13 protein-coding genes are annotated in these 15619 nt (G+C 68.3%); 7 read left to right on the top strand and 6 right to left on the bottom strand.

Translation table 11 applies throughout. From position 1 onward, the window contains the following. Window positions 1–4: 4 nt before the first annotated feature. The 3 genes from JUB13_RS29345 to aceA form a co-directional block, all read right to left on the bottom strand. The gene (locus JUB13_RS29345; RefSeq protein ID WP_207485781.1) at window positions 5–568 is read right to left on the bottom strand and encodes a DJ-1/PfpI family protein; all 564 of its coding nucleotides are present in this window, start codon (window positions 566–568) and stop codon (window positions 5–7) included. 509 nt (window positions 569–1077) lie between these two features. Further along, entirely contained in the window at window positions 1078–1278 is a 201-nt protein-coding gene (locus JUB13_RS29340) for a DUF4170 domain-containing protein (RefSeq protein WP_207485779.1), read from the bottom strand. A gap of 62 nt (window positions 1279–1340) precedes the next feature. After that, window positions 1341–2627: an isocitrate lyase gene (gene aceA, locus JUB13_RS29335; RefSeq protein ID WP_207485777.1), complete on the bottom strand. Its 1287-nt coding sequence runs from the start codon at window positions 2625–2627 to the stop codon at window positions 1341–1343. Window positions 2628–2825: 198 nt separating this feature from the next. On the opposite strand from aceA, the gene JUB13_RS29330 reads away from it, so the two are divergent. The 4 genes from JUB13_RS29330 to JUB13_RS29315 all read left to right on the top strand — a co-directional run bounded on the left by JUB13_RS29330 (window position 2826) and on the right by JUB13_RS29315 (window position 10209). Then, window positions 2826–4268: a short-chain fatty acyl-CoA regulator family protein gene (locus tag JUB13_RS29330; RefSeq protein ID WP_328703045.1), complete on the top strand. Its 1443-nt coding sequence runs from the start codon at window positions 2826–2828 to the stop codon at window positions 4266–4268. Window positions 4269–4432: 164 nt separating this feature from the next. Continuing rightward, on the top strand, window positions 4433–7903 hold the full coding sequence (locus tag JUB13_RS29325) for an ATP-binding protein (RefSeq protein WP_207485775.1): 3471 nt from the start codon (window positions 4433–4435) through the stop codon (window positions 7901–7903). A 155-nt stretch (window positions 7904–8058) separates the two neighbouring features. Next, window positions 8059–9096 carry a lipid A deacylase LpxR family protein gene (locus JUB13_RS29320; protein WP_207485773.1) on the top strand — a complete coding sequence of 346 codons (1038 nt, stop codon included), beginning with the start codon at window positions 8059–8061 and terminating at the stop codon, window positions 9094–9096. A 105-nt stretch (window positions 9097–9201) separates the two neighbouring features. Beyond that, the gene (locus JUB13_RS29315) at window positions 9202–10209 is read left to right on the top strand and encodes an aspartate-semialdehyde dehydrogenase (protein ID WP_236025323.1); all 1008 of its coding nucleotides are present in this window, start codon (window positions 9202–9204) and stop codon (window positions 10207–10209) included. A gap of 232 nt (window positions 10210–10441) precedes the next feature. On the opposite strand, the gene JUB13_RS29310 is transcribed toward JUB13_RS29315, so the two are convergent. Continuing rightward, the gene (locus JUB13_RS29310) at window positions 10442–11332 is read right to left on the bottom strand and encodes a LysR family transcriptional regulator (protein WP_207485769.1); all 891 of its coding nucleotides are present in this window, start codon (window positions 11330–11332) and stop codon (window positions 10442–10444) included. A 112-nt stretch (window positions 11333–11444) separates the two neighbouring features. Here JUB13_RS29310 and JUB13_RS29305 point away from each other — a divergent pair, with 112 nt between their 5' ends. After that, a complete protein-coding gene (locus JUB13_RS29305; protein WP_207485767.1) occupies window positions 11445–12059 on the top strand; it encodes a nitroreductase family protein in 615 nt (204 codons plus the stop codon). After that, entirely contained in the window at window positions 12056–12991 is a 936-nt protein-coding gene (locus JUB13_RS29300) for a DMT family transporter (protein ID WP_207485765.1), read from the top strand. The genes JUB13_RS29305 and JUB13_RS29300 overlap by 4 nt, the downstream gene beginning before the upstream one ends. A 95-nt stretch (window positions 12992–13086) precedes the next feature. On the opposite strand, the gene JUB13_RS29295 is transcribed toward JUB13_RS29300, so the two are convergent. Then, entirely contained in the window at window positions 13087–13980 is an 894-nt protein-coding gene (locus JUB13_RS29295; protein ID WP_207485763.1) for a LysR family transcriptional regulator, read from the bottom strand. A gap of 178 nt (window positions 13981–14158) precedes the next feature. On the opposite strand from JUB13_RS29295, the gene JUB13_RS29290 reads away from it, so the two are divergent. After that, window positions 14159–14593: a cupin domain-containing protein gene (locus tag JUB13_RS29290; RefSeq protein WP_207485761.1), complete on the top strand. Its 435-nt coding sequence runs from the start codon at window positions 14159–14161 to the stop codon at window positions 14591–14593. A gap of 66 nt (window positions 14594–14659) precedes the next feature. Here JUB13_RS29290 and JUB13_RS29285 read toward each other — a convergent pair whose 3' ends face one another. Next, a complete protein-coding gene (locus tag JUB13_RS29285; protein WP_207485759.1) occupies window positions 14660–15463 on the bottom strand; it encodes an IS5 family transposase in 804 nt (267 codons plus the stop codon). Window positions 15464–15619: the final 156 nt, after the last annotated feature.

Genomic DNA, 15619 nt, shown 5'->3' with positions numbered 1-15619 from the left:
GGCGTCAGGCGGCCTTTTTGACCTGCGCGGCCTCGCCGAAGACCTTCAGCAGCGTCTCGACGAAGCTGCCGACGGCGTCCTGCCCGACGGCGGTCACCAGGACCTTGTCCGTCACGACGGCATCCTCGGAGATCGTCGCGCCGGCTTCGGTCAGCGCCGCACGAGCCGCCTCGGGCGCGGCCACGGTCCGGCCCTTGGCCTTCTGGACATGGACCAGCAGCTCGACGCCATCGCCGATCGCGGCCACCGGCTTTCCGCCGTCCATGAAGCCCGACAGGATGCGCTTGGTGTGCGGGTTCTGGCTGAGCTTCGCGACGGAGCGCGTACCGCCCGGCAGGACCAGCATGTCGAAATCGGCACCCAGCACCTCGGCGATGCCGCGGTCGACCGGGAAGTAGTGGCCCCAGGCCGCCCCGTGCCAGCCGTTGACCAGGCCCTGCTCGGGCGAGATCACGCGGACGGTGGCTCCGGCCTTCAGCAATGCGCGTTGCGGCTCGGTCATCTCGATCTCCTCGAAGCCGTTGGCGACGAGGATGGCGATGGTCTTTCCGGCAAGCGGTTGATCCATCTTAGAGAACCTCCTTGGTTGTTGCTCGGTGCCGGCGCATCGGTAACGCCTCCGTCCGGAATGGGTTCCGAGGCATTCCTCCCCATCCGGTCGGACTGCACGCAAGTGTCGGCCCCTCCGCCCGACGAGGTACATCGTGGCGCCCGGGGAGCCATGCACGAGTGCAGAAACCGCTGCGCGGACCAGGGAGGCCCGCGATCGGGATCGGGACGCGCCGGGGCGTCATGTCGGCATGGGCCTTAAGTGGCCCGTGCAGCGAGCCAAGTCAATGGGGAAAGAGCCTGCGTCCCGCAAGTGACGCAGGGCGGAACGATCCAGTGAAGCGGCCGGCGCGGCCCAGGACGGGCGGATCGTGGCGCCGGCGGACGGCCCGCATGGCGGACCGGCGGGATGGGCATGGCCCGCATCCCGCACGGGATCGGCGGGGGCGCCAACCGCCCCCGCCGTCCGGACCGGTCCCTCGCGGGAGCGGTGGCGTGCTCACCCGCGAGGGTGGGCGTGCTCAGCCCTTACGGAGCGCCCTCGCGGGCGATCGTAAAGCGCATATAGGCGTTGCTGCGCGTCAACTCGACCGCTGTCTGCCACTTCGATCGAGCCTTCTCGTAGCTGTCGAAGGGGCCGTAGACCTGGCACGTGCCGTCCGCGATCTCGTCGAAGCGGGTGTCCTTGTACTCGCCGCCGACGACCCAGAAACGGTTGGCGATGCTCATGACGTCTTCTCCTGCCTTCATGTGCCGAATGTGCTTTTCCCGCGGGGCCGGGCCCGCCGGGATCAGTGGAACTGGTCGGATTCGGTGCTGTCCTTCATGGCGGTCGTCGAGGACTGCCCGCCGGAGATCGCGACGCTGACCGCGTCGAAGTATCCGGTGCCGACCTCGCGCTGGTGCTTCACCGCGGTGAAGCCGTCCTTCTCGGCCGCGAACTCCGCCTGCTGGAGCTCGGAATAGGCCGCCATGCCACGCTCCTTGTAGCCCTTGGCGAGCTTGAAGGTCGTGTAGTTCAGGTTGTGGAAGCTCGCCAGCGTGACGAACTGGTACTTGTAGCCCATGGCGCCCAGCTCGCGCTGGAAGTTCGCGATGGTGGCCTCGTCCAGGTTGGCCTTCCAGTTGAAGCTCGGGGAGCAGTTGTAGGCCAGCATCTTGCCCGGAAACTGCTTCTGAACGGCCTCGGCGAAGCGCCGCGCCTCGGCGAGGTTCGGCTTCGAGGTCTCCCACCACAGCAGGTCCGCATAGGGCGCGTAGGCCAGGCCGCGGGCGATGCAGTGGTCGACGCCCATGCCCTTCTTCAGGCGGTAGAAGCCCTCGGAGGTACGGCCCTGCTCGAAGTCGATGAAGGGATGGTCGCGCTCGTCGATGTCCGAGGTGATGAGCTGCGCGCTCTCGGCATCGGTGCGCGCCAGCAGCAGCGTCGAGGTGCCGCACACGTCGGCGCCCATGCGGGCGGCGTTCAGGATGCGGATGAACTGCTGGGTCGGGATCAGCACCTTGCCGCCGAGATGGCCGCACTTCTTCTCGGAGGCGAGCTGGTCCTCGAAGTGGACGCCGGCGGCGCCGGCCTCGATCATGGCCTTCATCAGCTCGAAGGCGTTCAGCGGCCCGCCGAAGCCGGCCTCGGCGTCGGCGACGATGGGAGCGAACCAGTAGGTGCCGCTCTTGCCCTCCATGTGGTGGATCTCGTCGGCGCGCTTCAGCGTGCTGTTGATGCGCTTGACCACCGCGGGCACGGAGTTCGCGGGGTAGAGGCTCTGGTCCGGATACATCTGGCCCGCCAGGTTGGCGTCGCCGGCGACCTGCCAGCCGGAGAGGTAGATCGCCTCGAGGCCGGCCTTGACCATCTGCATGGCCTGGTTGCCCGTGAACGCGCCCAGCGAGTGGACGTAGGGCCGCGTGTGCAGGAGTTCCCACAACCGGCGCGCGCCCATCTCGGCCAGCGTGTACTCGATCTTTACCGAGCCGCTCAGCCGCTTCACATCCTCGGCCGTGTAGTCGCGGCGGATGCCTTCCCAGCGGGCTGCGTGGATCTGCTCGGCCTTGCGGGCGCTGTCGTCGAGAGGTGCCATGTCCGTTCCCTTGCATTCTTGTGTGAGGCCGCGTTGCGGCGCAGCACGTTCTTCACAGGTATGACGTGAAACACCGGACCAGCAAGGATGTCCGGTTTGTAAAGTGGTGCAGCTGTCACAAGTCTGACCGGGGTTGCTGTAAATCAGTAAATTTTGTAAACTCGACAGGCTGCGGATGGATGGACGAGGGGAGCTCCGGTGGAACGCAAGGCGATGCTGGGGCACAAGGTCAGGAGGCTCCGGCGCGAGCGTGGCCTGACCCAGGCGCAGATGGCCGAGATGCTCGGGATCTCGCCCTCCTATCTCAACCTTATCGAGAACAACCAGCGTCCGCTGACCGTGCCCCTGCTGCTCAAGCTCGGGAACGCCTTCGACGTCGACCTCCAGGCCTTCGCCGAGGACGAGGAGACGCGGCTCCTGGCCTCGCTGAAGGAGGTCTTCGCCGACCCCCTCTTCGGAACGAGCGACCTGAAGCGGCAGGACTTCCGCGAGCTCGCCTCGGTGAACCCCGCGCTCGCCCAGGCGGTGGTGACGCTGTACCAGGCCTATCGCGAGACCCGCGAGGACATGGAGACCCTGGCCGAGCGGGTGGCCGACCGGGACAAGCTGCAGATCGTGCAGACCCAGGCCTTCCCGATCGAGGAGGCGCGCGAGTTCTTCCACGCCCAGAGCAACCACTTCCCCGAGATCGAGGAGGCGGCCGAGACGCTGTGGCGGGCGCTGACCGTCGAGCATGGCGACGTGTTCGGCGCGCTGGTGGACTTCCTGAACCGCGAGGTCAACGTCCGGGTCAAGGTGATGCCGGGCGAGGTAATGGGCCAGAGCCTTCGCCGCTTCGACAGGCACAGCCGCCGCATTCTCCTGTCCGAGCTGCTGCCGGGTTCCGGCCGGACCTTCCAGCTCGCCTACCAGATCGCCCTGCTGCAGCACCGCGACCTGCTGGACGCGGTGACGGCCTCCCACACCTTCTCCGTGGAGGAGACGCGCCGGCTCGTGCGCATCGGCCTCGCCAACTACTTCGCCGGCGCCGTCATGATGCCGTATCAGCGCTTCCTCGATGCGGCGCGGGCGGTGCGCTACGACATCGAGATCCTGGAAAGCCGGTTCAACGCGAGCTTCGAGCAGGTCTGCCACCGGCTGACGACGATGCAGCGCCCCGGCGCCAAGGGCGTTCCCTTCTTCATGGTCCGGGTCGACAAGGCCGGCAACGTCTCCAAGCGCTTCTCCGCGACCTCGCTGCATTTCGCGCGGTTCGGCGGCGCATGTCCGCGCTGGACCGTGCACGACGCCTTCCGCACGCCGGGACAGATGCTGACACAGCTCGCCCGTATGCCGGACGGCACGGCCTATTTCTCGGTCGCGCGCACCGTCACGAAGTCGAGCGGCGGCTTCCGCAGTCCGCCCCAGCAGTTCGCCATCGCCTTGGGATGCGAGGTGCAGCATGCCGGGCAGCTCGTCTATGCCGACGGCATCGACCTGCAGAACACCGAAGCAGCGACGCCGATCGGCGTCAACTGCCGGCTCTGCCCGCGGCTGGACTGCTCGCAGCGCGCCTTCCCGCCGCTGAACCAGCGTCTGCTGATCGACGAGAACCTGCGCGGCCTCTCGACCTACACCTTCGTTCCCGGCGCCGGCGTCTAGGGAATTGCGCATCCTCCCCCGAGCGGCTTCCGCGATATTCCCTCAAATCCCTCGCGATTGCATAAATAGGTAACTTCTGCGATACTCCGCAGAGGATTGCAGGAAACAACGAAGCTGCCGACCCGGACGGGACGGCGGAGCCGGCGCGGCCCGGGAAGGCAGTGATGCGCGTACGTCTCCTCCTGGTGATCCTTCTCGCCGTCCTGCCGCTCGCCGCAACGACCGTCCTCCTGATGCTCGAGGCCCGCCGGTCCGAGATCCGGCACGTCCAGGAGCAGGCCCTGCAGCTCGCCCGCTGGGGCGCTGCCGAGCAGGACGGCCTGATCCGCGAGGCGCGCAACCTCCTCGAAGTGCTGTCCCTGTCGCCGGAGGCCACGCAGGGCGACCGCGCCTCCTGCGAGGCGCGGCTGAAGCCGATCACGGCGCGGAACGCCTGGATGACGGACCTGTGGATCTCGCGGCCGGACGGAACCATCGCCTGCTCGACCCGTCCGGAATCCTACGCCTTATCCATGACGGGCCGACCCTATTTCCACCGCGCGATGGACACGCACGTGTTCACGCTGGGCGAGTTCACCCTCGGCCGCAGCTCGGGGCGGCCGGTCATCGTCGCCAGCCTCGCCTTCGGCGACAGAAAGGGCGCCGCTGATGGCGTCCTGCATGTCGGCATCGACCTGGCCCTGTTGGGCCGGGTCGGCGAGGAGGCGGCGCGTTCCATCGACGGGACGCTGCTGATCTTCGATGCGAACGGCACCGCCCTCGTCCACCAGCCCGATCCCGGCGGCATCGTCGGTAGGTCCTTCGTGACGCACCCGCTGTTCCGGACGCTGTCCGAGGCCGGCGCCGGGGCGGTGGAAGCGCCCGGGCTCGACGGGTCCGAGCAGATCGTGGGATTCACCAGGCTGACCGGAACGCCGGCCATGGTCGCCATTTCGGTGCCGCGCGACCGGGCCTTGGCTTTGATCGACCAGGAGACGCGAATCGCGCTCCTGTCCGTGGCGGCCGTCGTCGCCGCGGCAGGCCTCGCAGCCTGGTCCTTCGCGGGAAGGAGCATCGCGCGCGGCATAGCGCATCTCGTCGCCAAGGCCGAGACGCTGGGCTCCGGCGGCCGCCCCGACGAGGGCGGCCCGGGTCTGGTCGGCGAGCTGCGCCAGCTTTCGTCCTCGCTCGACGGGATGGCCGCCCAGATCGAGGCCCGGGGCACCGCGGTGCGCGCCAGCGAGGAACGGCTGCAGTCCGTGCTGCGCGCCGCCGCCATCGGCTGGTGGGAATTTCACTTCGGCGAAAACCGCATCCTGGTCAGCGAGCATCTGCCCGAGCTGCTGGGCTACCGCGCCGAGGATATCGCCGATATCGCGGCCAAGTGGCTGGAGAACGTGCACCCGGAGGATTCCGGGCGGGTCCTCTCCGCCTTCCAGGCGCATCTGGACGGTACGACCGCAAGCTACGACGTCCAGTACAGGCTCCGCGCCGCCGACGGACGCTGGCACTGGATGTCCTCGCGCGGGATGGTGGTCGAGCGCGACGGGTCTGGCCGCCCCCTGCGGGCCTGCGGCACGATCCAGGACGTGACGGAGCTGCACGTCGCCGAGGAGGCGATGAGGCGCAGCGAAGCCCTGTTCCGCGACGCGATCGAGCAGCTCTCCGAAGGCTTCGTGCTGTACGATGCAGAGGACCGGCTGGTCGTCACGAACTCCAAGTACCGCGAGCTCTACGCCCTCTCCGCCGACCTGCTGGTGCCGGGAACGCGGCACGCGGACATCGTCCGCGGGATGGCCGCGCGCGGCCAGTTCGCGGAGCCCGGGCACGAGAATCTCTGGCTCGACCCCGCCCTGACGAGCCGGCGCCGCAGCACCGGCGAGCCGCTGGAACAGCGTCTGGGCGACGGCAAGGTCCTGCTGGTCTCGGACCGGCGCACGACGGTGGGCGGCTGGGTCGGCGTGCGCACCGACGTGACGCGCCTGAAGCGCCAAGAGGAGGCCCTGCGCCGGAACCAGCTCGAGCTCGAGCAGGCGCTGGCCGACGTGACCGCCGCGCGGGAGCGGATCGAAGGCCAGGCCGAGCGCCTGGCCGAGCTGGCCGCGCGCTACGACGCCGAGCGGGCACGCGCCGAGGCCGCGAACGCCGCGAAGTCGGAGTTCCTGGCCGCCATGAGCCACGAGATCCGCACCCCGCTCAACGGCGTCATCGGTTTCGCAGACCTGCTGCTGGAGACGCCGCTCGACGACGAGCAGCGCCGCTACGTCACCTTCCAGCGCGAGGCAGGGCGGACCCTTCTGGCGGTGGTGAACGACATCCTGGACTGGGCCAAGATCGAGGCCGGCAAGCTGGAGGTGGAGCCGCATCCCTTCGACCTCCACGAACTGCTGCGCGGCTGCGAGGGCCTGTTCTCCGAGGCGGCCGAGCGCAAGGGCCTGACGATCCGGCTGGAAGCCGCGGGCGACCTTCCGCAGACCGTCTTCGGGGACGGCATGCGGCTCCGCCAGGTGCTGCTGAACCTGCTTGGCAACGCCGTCAAGTTCACCGCCCGCGGCGGGATCGTCCTGTCCGCCTCCCCATCGCCCCGTCCCCCCGCAAGCACGGGGGCCGGCCATGTGCGCTTCGCCGTGACGGATACCGGGATCGGCATCCCGCCCGAGCGCATGGAGCATCTCTTCGAGCGGTTCAGCCAGATCGACGCCTCGACGAGCCGGCGCTTCGGCGGGACGGGGCTCGGCCTCGCCATCTGCAAGCAGCTCGTGGGTCTGATGGGCGGGACCATCGGCGTGGAGAGCAGGCCGGGCGAGGGCAGCCGCTTCTGGTTCGACCTGCCGCTGCCGCTGGGCACGCTTCCGAGCCCCGGCGACCCGGTGGCGAAGGCCGAGCGCGCCGCACGCATCCTGCTGGCCGAGGACGTGCCCATGAACCAGGAGCTCGCGGCCCGGGTCCTGCGCTCCGCCGGGCACCGCGTCGACATCGTCGGGGACGGCGCCGAGGCGGTCGCGGCCGCCCGCAAGGGCACCTACGACCTGATCCTGATGGATGTCCAGATGCCCGTGCTCGACGGCATCGAGGCGACGCGGCGGATCCGCGCCATGGCCGGAAGCGAGGGCCGGGTGCCGATCCTGGCGCTCACCGCCAATGCGGTGCGCGAGGAGCTCGACCGCTGCATGGCGGCGGGCATGAACGACACCATTGTGAAGCCCTTCGCCTTCGCCCACCTGCTGGAGAAGGTCGCGAGCTGGGCCGGAGCCGCCACAAAGCCTTCCACCGCAAAGCCCGGCGCCGCGGCCGAGCCCACTCCTGCCGCGCCGGAGCCCTCGGTCGACGAGCGCGTCGTCACCGACCTGCGCAGCGTCTTCGGGAGGATCGCCTTCCGCGACTTCGTCTCGTCCTCGGCCGCGGACATCCGCTCCCGCATCGGCGCGATCGAAGCCGACCTCGGCGACTCCGCCACCGTCGCCTTCCACGCCCATGCAATGGTCTCGCTGGCGGGGAATCTCGGCCTGACCGAGCTCTCGCGCGAGGCGCGGCGCCTGGAGGCTCTCGCCCGGTCGGGCGAGAGCATGGCGCTGCAGGCGGCGTTCGCGGGGATGCGACGGGCGGGCGACATGGCCCTCGACCGCCTGGGCGCGCTGGGCGAGGCCGCGGAGTAGCGCGGCCCCCCGGAAGGCCGGTTGGCACCAGGGCCGCGCTTCGCTAGAAGCTGCGGAGAGCCGCTCCGACGGAGCCGTCGCCCCTCCCCGGCCATCCGCACCCGGTCAGCCCCATCCGGTCGGCCCCACCCGGCCAATCCCATGAGGTCGCCTGCATGAAGACGAGCCACAAGGCGTTGCTCCTGCGGCTGCGCGCCATCCCGTTCGCCCTTGCGCTCGGCGCCTGCGCGGGCGCCTCGGGAACGGTGAACATCCAGAATGACGCATTCCTAGGCGGGACCGACCGGCACTACACCAACGGGCTGTATTTCGGCGCGCTTGGCGCGCCCCCGCAGCGGCTGGCCGAGACCGCGAAGGCGATCCTGCCCGAGGCCATGGCAGGGCGGGAGCTGCTGGCCGGCGCCGCGCTGTCCCAGCAGATGTACACACCTTCTGATATCGGGCTGCGGCCGCCCGATCCCGACGACCGCCCCTACGCCGGCTGGCTCTTCGGACGTCTGAGCCTGGTTGCGGCCGAGGCGCCGCCGCCCGTGGCTCCTGCGGTCGACGCGCCGGCCTGGCGCCTCGCCCCCGTGGACCGGTTCGACCTGGATGTCGGCATGGTCGGCCCCTACTCGCTCGCCGCCGACACGCAGCGCTGGTGGCATCGCACCTGGGGCTTCCAGGAGCCCCGCGGCTGGGGCTCGCAGATCCAGAACGAGCCGGGCCTGGTCGCGAGCTGGGAGCGCAGCCTGCCGCTGCGCGGCACCCGCGTCCTGGGTCCGCTGGACGTGGAGCTGACGCCCCATGTCACGGCCAGCCTGGGCAACGTCTTCACCTTCGCCGGGGCGGGCGGGACGGTCAGGATCGGGCAGAACCTGCCGCGCCTGCTGGGCGCCCCGCTGCTGCGCAGCATCGGCGGCGCGCTGCCGGAGCGCGGCGACGAGGAGCTTGGCTGGTACGTCTTCGCGGGGACAGAGGGGCGGGCCGTCGCCCGCAACCTGTTCCTGGACGGCAATACCTTCCGCGACAACAGCCCCGACGTCGACCGATCGACCTTCGTGGCGGACGTCCAGGTCGGGGCAGGACTGACCTTCGGACGCTGGCGCCTGACCTACGTGCAGAGCTTCCGCACGCAGGAGTTCCGCGGCCAGGACTTCGGCGACAGCTTCGGGTCCGTCCTGCTGTCATTCCCGCTCGGCCCCGCCGAATAGGCTTCGCAGCCGCGACAAAGGTTTCTACCCGCGCTCTGCCGATTCGTGATACCAGCTTCACCCCCGACCCAACCAATCAGGGGTGAAGGAGCATTCCCCATGTCCATGCGTGTTGACGGGAAGCGGGTGGCGGTCGTCGGTGCGACGGGCGCCGTCGGCACCGAGATGGTCTCGGTGCTGCACCGCCGCGGGTTCCCGGTGTCCGAGCTGACCCTGTTCGCCTCCGAGCGGAGCGCGGAGCGGACCCTCGAGACTCCGTTCGGGACCAAAACCGTCAAACCGTTCACCCTGGACGCCGCGCGCCGGCACGACATCGTCCTGCTGGCGGTCTCGGGGGATTTCGCGAAGCAGTATGCCCGCGACATCACGGCCGAGGGTGCGGTCGTGATCGACAACTCCTCGGCCTTCCGCTACGAGCCCGAGATCCCGCTGGTCGTGCCCGAGATCAACCCCGGGGCCGCCAAGGGCCACCGGCTGATCGCGAACCCGAACTGCACCACGGCGATCCTGGTCGTGGCGCTGAACCCCCTGCACAAGGCCTTCGGCCTGCGCAAGGTGATCGTCTCGACCTACCAGGCCACCAGCGGCGCGGGCGCCGCCGGCATGGAAGAGCTGACGACGCAGTCGCGGAACCTGCTGGAGGGCCGCCCGGTCGAGCACAAGACCTTCGTCCATCCGATCCCGTTCAACCTGATCCCGCACATCGATGCGTTCCAGGACAACGGCTACACCAAGGAGGAGATGAAGGTCGTCTGGGAGACCCGGAAGATCATGGGCCTTCCCGACCTGCCGGTGAGCTGCACGGCCGTCCGGATCCCGACGCTGCGCGCGCATTCCGAGAGCGTGGTGATCGAGACCGAGAAGCCCGTGGACCCCGCCATCGCCCGCAACATCCTGGGCGAGGCCCCGGGCGTGAAGCTGGTGGACGACCCCGCGCGCAACCTCTATCCGATGCCCCTAACCGCGGCGACGCAGTTCGACGTCGAGGTCGGCCGCATCCGGCAGAACCTGATCTTCGGCCGCAACGGGCTGGAGTTCTTCGTGTGCGGCGACCAGCTGCTGAAGGGCGCGGCCCTGAACGCAGTCCAGATCGCCGAGGTCGTGATCGCCTGAGCCCCCTCGGGTGATGCCTGTCGGCTGATGCCGGCGGGCCGAACGGGAAGCCGGAACGGGACGGAAGTGGCGGCGTCGGGGCGCCGCTTCCGACTCGGAGCGCGAACATTCCGCGCACATACGGCGAAATCCGAACGTACGACAAACAAACAGTGCACGCGGCGCATACCGGGACGTACTGGGTCACGCCTCAGCCCGTGCGCACAAGTGACCGAGGGCTGAATGACCGCCCTCACTGCCGGCCGAACTCCTCAGCGAGGAAGGCGAGGAATGCCTGAATCTTCGGAGCAAGGTGCTGCCGCGACGGGTAGATGGCATAAAGCGTGGTCTCGACCGTGCTCCAATCCTCCAGGGCGCATTGGAGGCGCCCTTCCCTCAGGTCGTCCTCGACATAGGGATAGGGCATCAGGCTGAGGGCGAAACCCTCGCGTAGCGCGTCGCGCACGGCAAGGCTCGAAGTCACGGAATACCGGGCGTTGACCGGGATTCGCTCGGTGCGCCCGTTCTTCCTGAATTCCCAGACGTCCGCATGTCCCGAGAGGCTGAAGCGGACGCACTCGTGCGATCTCAGATCGGACGGCGTCTTCGGCCGGCCCCGGGCCTCGAAATAGGACGGGGCTGCGCAGAGCACGTGCGGCATGACCGCGAGCTTCCTGGCGATCAGGTTCGAATCCTCAAGCCTGTCGCTGCCGCGGATGGCGAGGTCGAAGCCTTCCCGAATGAGGTCGACCCGCCTGTCGTCGAGATGGAGGTCCAGGGTGACCTGCGGATAGCGCGACAGGAAGCGGGGTATTGCTGCGGAGATCCGTGTCAGGGTGACGGTCATCGGCGCGCTGACACGCAAGGTGCCGCTCGGTCCCGTCCTGAGCGGGGACAGGGCCTCCTCCGCCTCCGAGAACGCGTCCAATCCGCGCACGACGTGCTCCAGATAGATCCGGCCCGCGTCCGTAAGGGCCATGCGCCGCGTCGTCCGGTTGATGAGCCTGGCGCCAACGTGCGCCTCCAGCTCGGCGATGTTCTTGCTGACCGCTGCCGGCGACAGCCCGAGCCGCCGTCCGGCCTCGGCGAACCCGTTCAGCTCGGCCACGTGGCGGAACACCTGCAAGGCGGTGAAGCGGTCCATCGAATCGTGCACCGATAGTGAATAATATTTTTACCAGATACGCGATTATCAACTCGAAGCGAAGGCTTCACCATCTCCTCCGACACCTTTTCCCACCTACGGAGACGGAGTGATGACCAACCCTGCCATCGCTCTCATCGAGAGGCGTGTCTCGGCCAACCGGTTCGATGCCGGCCATGCGCTGTCGGACGCCGAGATCGAGGAGCTGACGCGCCTCGCGACACGCGCGCCGACCGCCTACAACCTGCAGAACTGGCGCTTCGTCGCCGTGCGGACGCCTGAGGCCAAGGCGCGACTGCAAAGCCTCGCCCATGGTCAGGCCAAGGTGTCGGACGCTGCTGTCACTTTCATCGTTTGCGGCCTGCTGCCCGACCACGCCACCATCCCGGACCGGCTGCGTTCTTTCGTGGAGGCCGGGTACATGCCGGCGGACATGGTCGCGGGCTGGCAGGAAGGTGCCCGCGCGCAATATGCCGATCCCCAGCGAGCCCGCGACGAGGCCGTGCGCTCGGCGTCCCTGGGCGCCGCGACGCTGATCCATGCCGCCGAAGCGCTGGGCCTCGCCTCGGGGCCAATGGTCGGGTTCGATGCCGAAGGCGTGGCGCGTGAGTTCGGCCTCGGGCCGAAGCAGGTGCCCGTGATGCTGGTCGCGGTCGGCCGCGCCGCTCCGGGAAACTGGCCGCAGAAGCCGCGCCGCCCGCTTGCCGAGGTCCTCGAGATCGCATGAGAACGAATGCTTCCGACTTGCTGTTGACGGCCGCCGCGCCCGCTATCTGGGGCAGCACCTATGCCGTCACCACCGAGTTCCTTCCGAATTTCTCGCCGCTGACGGTCGCGATGCTTCGCGCCCTGCCGGCGGGGCTGATTCTGCTTCTGCTCGTGCGGAAGCTGCCGACCGGGATCTGGTGGGCGCGCATCCTCCTGCTCGGTGCCCTGAACTTCTCGATCTTCCTGAGCATGCTGTTCATCGCGGCCTACCGGCTTCCCGGCGGCGTTGCCGCTACCATTGGGGCCATACAGCCGCTGCTGGTGGTGTTCCTGGCCTATTTCGTGCTCGCCAGCCCGATCCGTCTCCTATCCGTTCTCGCCGCCATCGTCGGGGCCGCGGGGGTGGCGCTGCTTGTGCTGACCCCGGGTGCCGCCCTCGATCCGGTCGGCATCATGGCGGGACTTGCCGGAGCCGCTTCCATGGCGTGCGGGATGGTTCTGAGCCGCAAGTGGCAGCCGCCGGTCTCCCTGCTGACATTCACCGCATGGCAATTGACCGCCGGTGGTCTCCTTCTGGTTCCAGCGGCCCTCATCTTCGAACCAGCCATTCCGGTCCCGACCATGACCAACGTGCTCGCGCTGACATGGCTCGGCCTGGTCGGCATGGCCCTGACCTACTTTCTCTGGCTGCGCGGCGTCACGCGCCTGGATTCGTCGGTGGTTTCACCGCTCCTCCTGCTCAGTCCAGTCACAGCCGTGCTGCTCGGCTGGCTGTTCCTGGACCAGACGCTGACCGCGCTTCAGATCGCCGGCGGCATGCTCGTCATCGGCAGCATCTGGCTTGGGCAGAGCGCCAATCACCGTTCCGAAGCGGTGTCGAAGCGGAACCCGGAGGTAATTGTCCCCAGGCTCAATCCCGCGCATAAGGGAACTTCCGGCTCCGCGTCCTGAGTGGTTCCGGAGAGTGCCAAAGGTTGGAAGCAAGGACTACGCCGTGTCGCCAAAGGGGTGATGTGAACCTGACGTGATCGCATCCTGGTCGGGTGTCAGCCGGTCAGGATCGGCTTGAGGGCGTCGAGCTCCGAGATGATGAAGTCGAAGAATGCGGAGACCCGGCGGCTGTTCCGTTGGTCGGGATGAGTGAGCAGCCGCCAAGCTCGCGTCAGTTCCGGAACCGGGCCGAGAACGCGTATCAGATCCGGCTCGCAGTCGCCGAGCGCAATCGGCAGCGGAGCGATGCCGACCCCGGCCTTTGCGGAGGAGACGAGTCCGAGGACGCTGTTCGTGCGCGCCACGAACTCGGCATGCGGAGCGATCTCGCGCAGCCACGTGCTGATGCGGTGCAGGGTGAGCGTCTCGTCGAAGCCGATTAGCGAACGGGTCCTCAGTTCCTCGATCGACGACGGCGCACCGTGGCCCGCGACATAGGCATGGCTGGCGTAGATCGCCCAGATCGAGTCAGCGATCTTGCGGCCGACGAGCACGCCGTCATCCGTATCGCCGGACCGCAACGCCACGTCCGCCTCGCCCTTGGACAGATCGACGTAGCGGTCGCTGAGGACGAACTCGACCTTCAGGTCCGGGTGGCGGGCATGGAAGCGGTCGAGAAGGCCTGATTGCGTCAGGCGATAGGCAATCGGCTCCGGACAGGTCAAGCGGACCGTGCCGGCCTGCGCGCGCTGGGCTTCCTTCAGGTGCTGCTCGAAAGCCGCGGCGGCGGAGGCAATGCTCTCGGCATGAGGGAGCATCGCCTTTCCAAGATCGGTCAGCCGGTACCCGCTCGGATGCCGTTCTACGAGACGCTCACCGAGCTGGCGCTCGAGTTCGGCGAGGCGGCGCTGCACGGTCGACTGGTTGACGCCCAGGACGCGCGCCGCGGCCAGCGTGCTGCCGTGCTGCGCCACCGCGAGCAGATGCTTAAGGTCGTCCCAGACGAACATGCCTCGGCCGATCGGTTCGCCGTCGAGGCATCATGCAGATTTGCGGCCCCCTTCCGCAATGCTGCGGGTGTCCTGGGCGGCGACCGTGGCTTAGCCTGACGACCATCAACCGCATCACCTGCCGAGCTGGCGGCGCGGCGCAGGCTCCGAGGAGCCGCGGCCGTTCGGATGCGCAGCCATGATCTGGATGGAGGGAGCGATGAAGCGCCAGGCCGTCTTTCTCGGGGTCCTGATGTGCGTCGGGCCGGTACATGCGCAGCATGTCCAGCACGTGCCCGAGGGAAGCGCCCGCCCCGATCCTCCGGCCCTGAAGGAGGTCTCCAAGGACTTCCCGACCGGAGGTGCGCTCGAGGCGAGGGTCATGACGGCGACCCTGGAGCCAGGGACGACCTCACCCTGGCATACGCACTCGGCTCCTGTGGCCGTCTATGTCGTCGACGGAACCTTCACGCTCGAGATGGAGGATCGGACCGTGTCGTTGAAGTCCGGACAAGCGATGCTGGAACCTGTCAATGTCAAAATGCGGGCCGCCAACCGGGACACGACGCCCGTGAGGGTCGTGATTTTCCAGGTAAGCCCGCCGGAGGATCCTTTCCTCGTGCCGAGCAAATGATTCGCCCGCTGTGAGCTCGCCTGCCCTACTGCGTTGCTGCCCTGGATCGCCAGCTCTCAAGTGTGCCTAATAAATGTCGTTGAGGCTCCGAAGCCAAACCATGACCGAGGCGAGTTGGACGAAGGCGAGGTAGTGGGCATCGAGCTTGTCATAGCGGGTAGCAACACGGCGGAACTGCTTCAGCTTGCCGACCAACCGCTCGACGAGGTTCCGTCTTCGGTAGGCATCGCGGTCGAAGTCGGGGTTCGCGGGCTGGTCGGCGCGGCTCGGGATGATCGGCACGATGTGCTTGCAGCGGAACGCGGCGAGCAGCCCGGCAGTCGAGTATGCCTTGTCCACGATCACGGTCGCGGGCTTCCAGCGCGGCCGTCCGGGTCTGCCGGTGCGCAGGGCTCCCTGCTCGAACAGCGGCCCGACACCGAGCAGGTCGTGGCGTTCGCCGGCCGTCACATGCAGCGCCACCGGGCGTCCGTAGGCGTCGGCGCGCAGGTGGAGCTTGGTCGAGAAGCCGCCGCGCGAGCGGCCGAGAGCCTGCTCGCCTGCCGCTTTCCGTGCCCCGGCGGCATGAGCGTGGGCGCGGATCACACTGCTGTCGAGCATGTGTACCTCCCAACCGGCGTCCGGCGCCATGGCACGCAGCTCCGCAACGACGCGGCCCCAGATACCGGCGGCGGTCCAACGTTGCAGCCGCCGCCAGGCGCTGCGCCAATTCATCACCTCCGCCGGAAGATCGCGCCAGGGCGAACCGGTTCGGGCAAGCCAGAGGATAGCCTCGATGAATCGCCGGTGATCGAGACAAGGCCGGCCCGTCCTGGGCTTCTGTGGTGGCAGCAGGGGTGAAAGCCGACGCCACATGGCCTCGGCCAGCATTGTCCTGATCTTCACCCCGCCCAGATGCGATCAGATCGCCCTCGCGCAAACCTCTTTGGCGACATGGCCTAGCTCTACTTTGGCAGTTCTACTCGCACCTGTGCTGGACAAGCCAGCACCGACAGTGCGGGCATCGGATGGGCGCCGTCTCGAGGA

The sequence above is a fragment of the Arenibaculum pallidiluteum genome (genome assembly GCF_017355985.1).
Taxonomy (GTDB): Bacteria; Pseudomonadota; Alphaproteobacteria; order Azospirillales; family Azospirillaceae; genus Arenibaculum; species Arenibaculum pallidiluteum.
The sequence above is the reverse complement of the archived record's forward strand: the minus strand, read 5'-3'. Positions and strand labels throughout refer to the sequence as shown.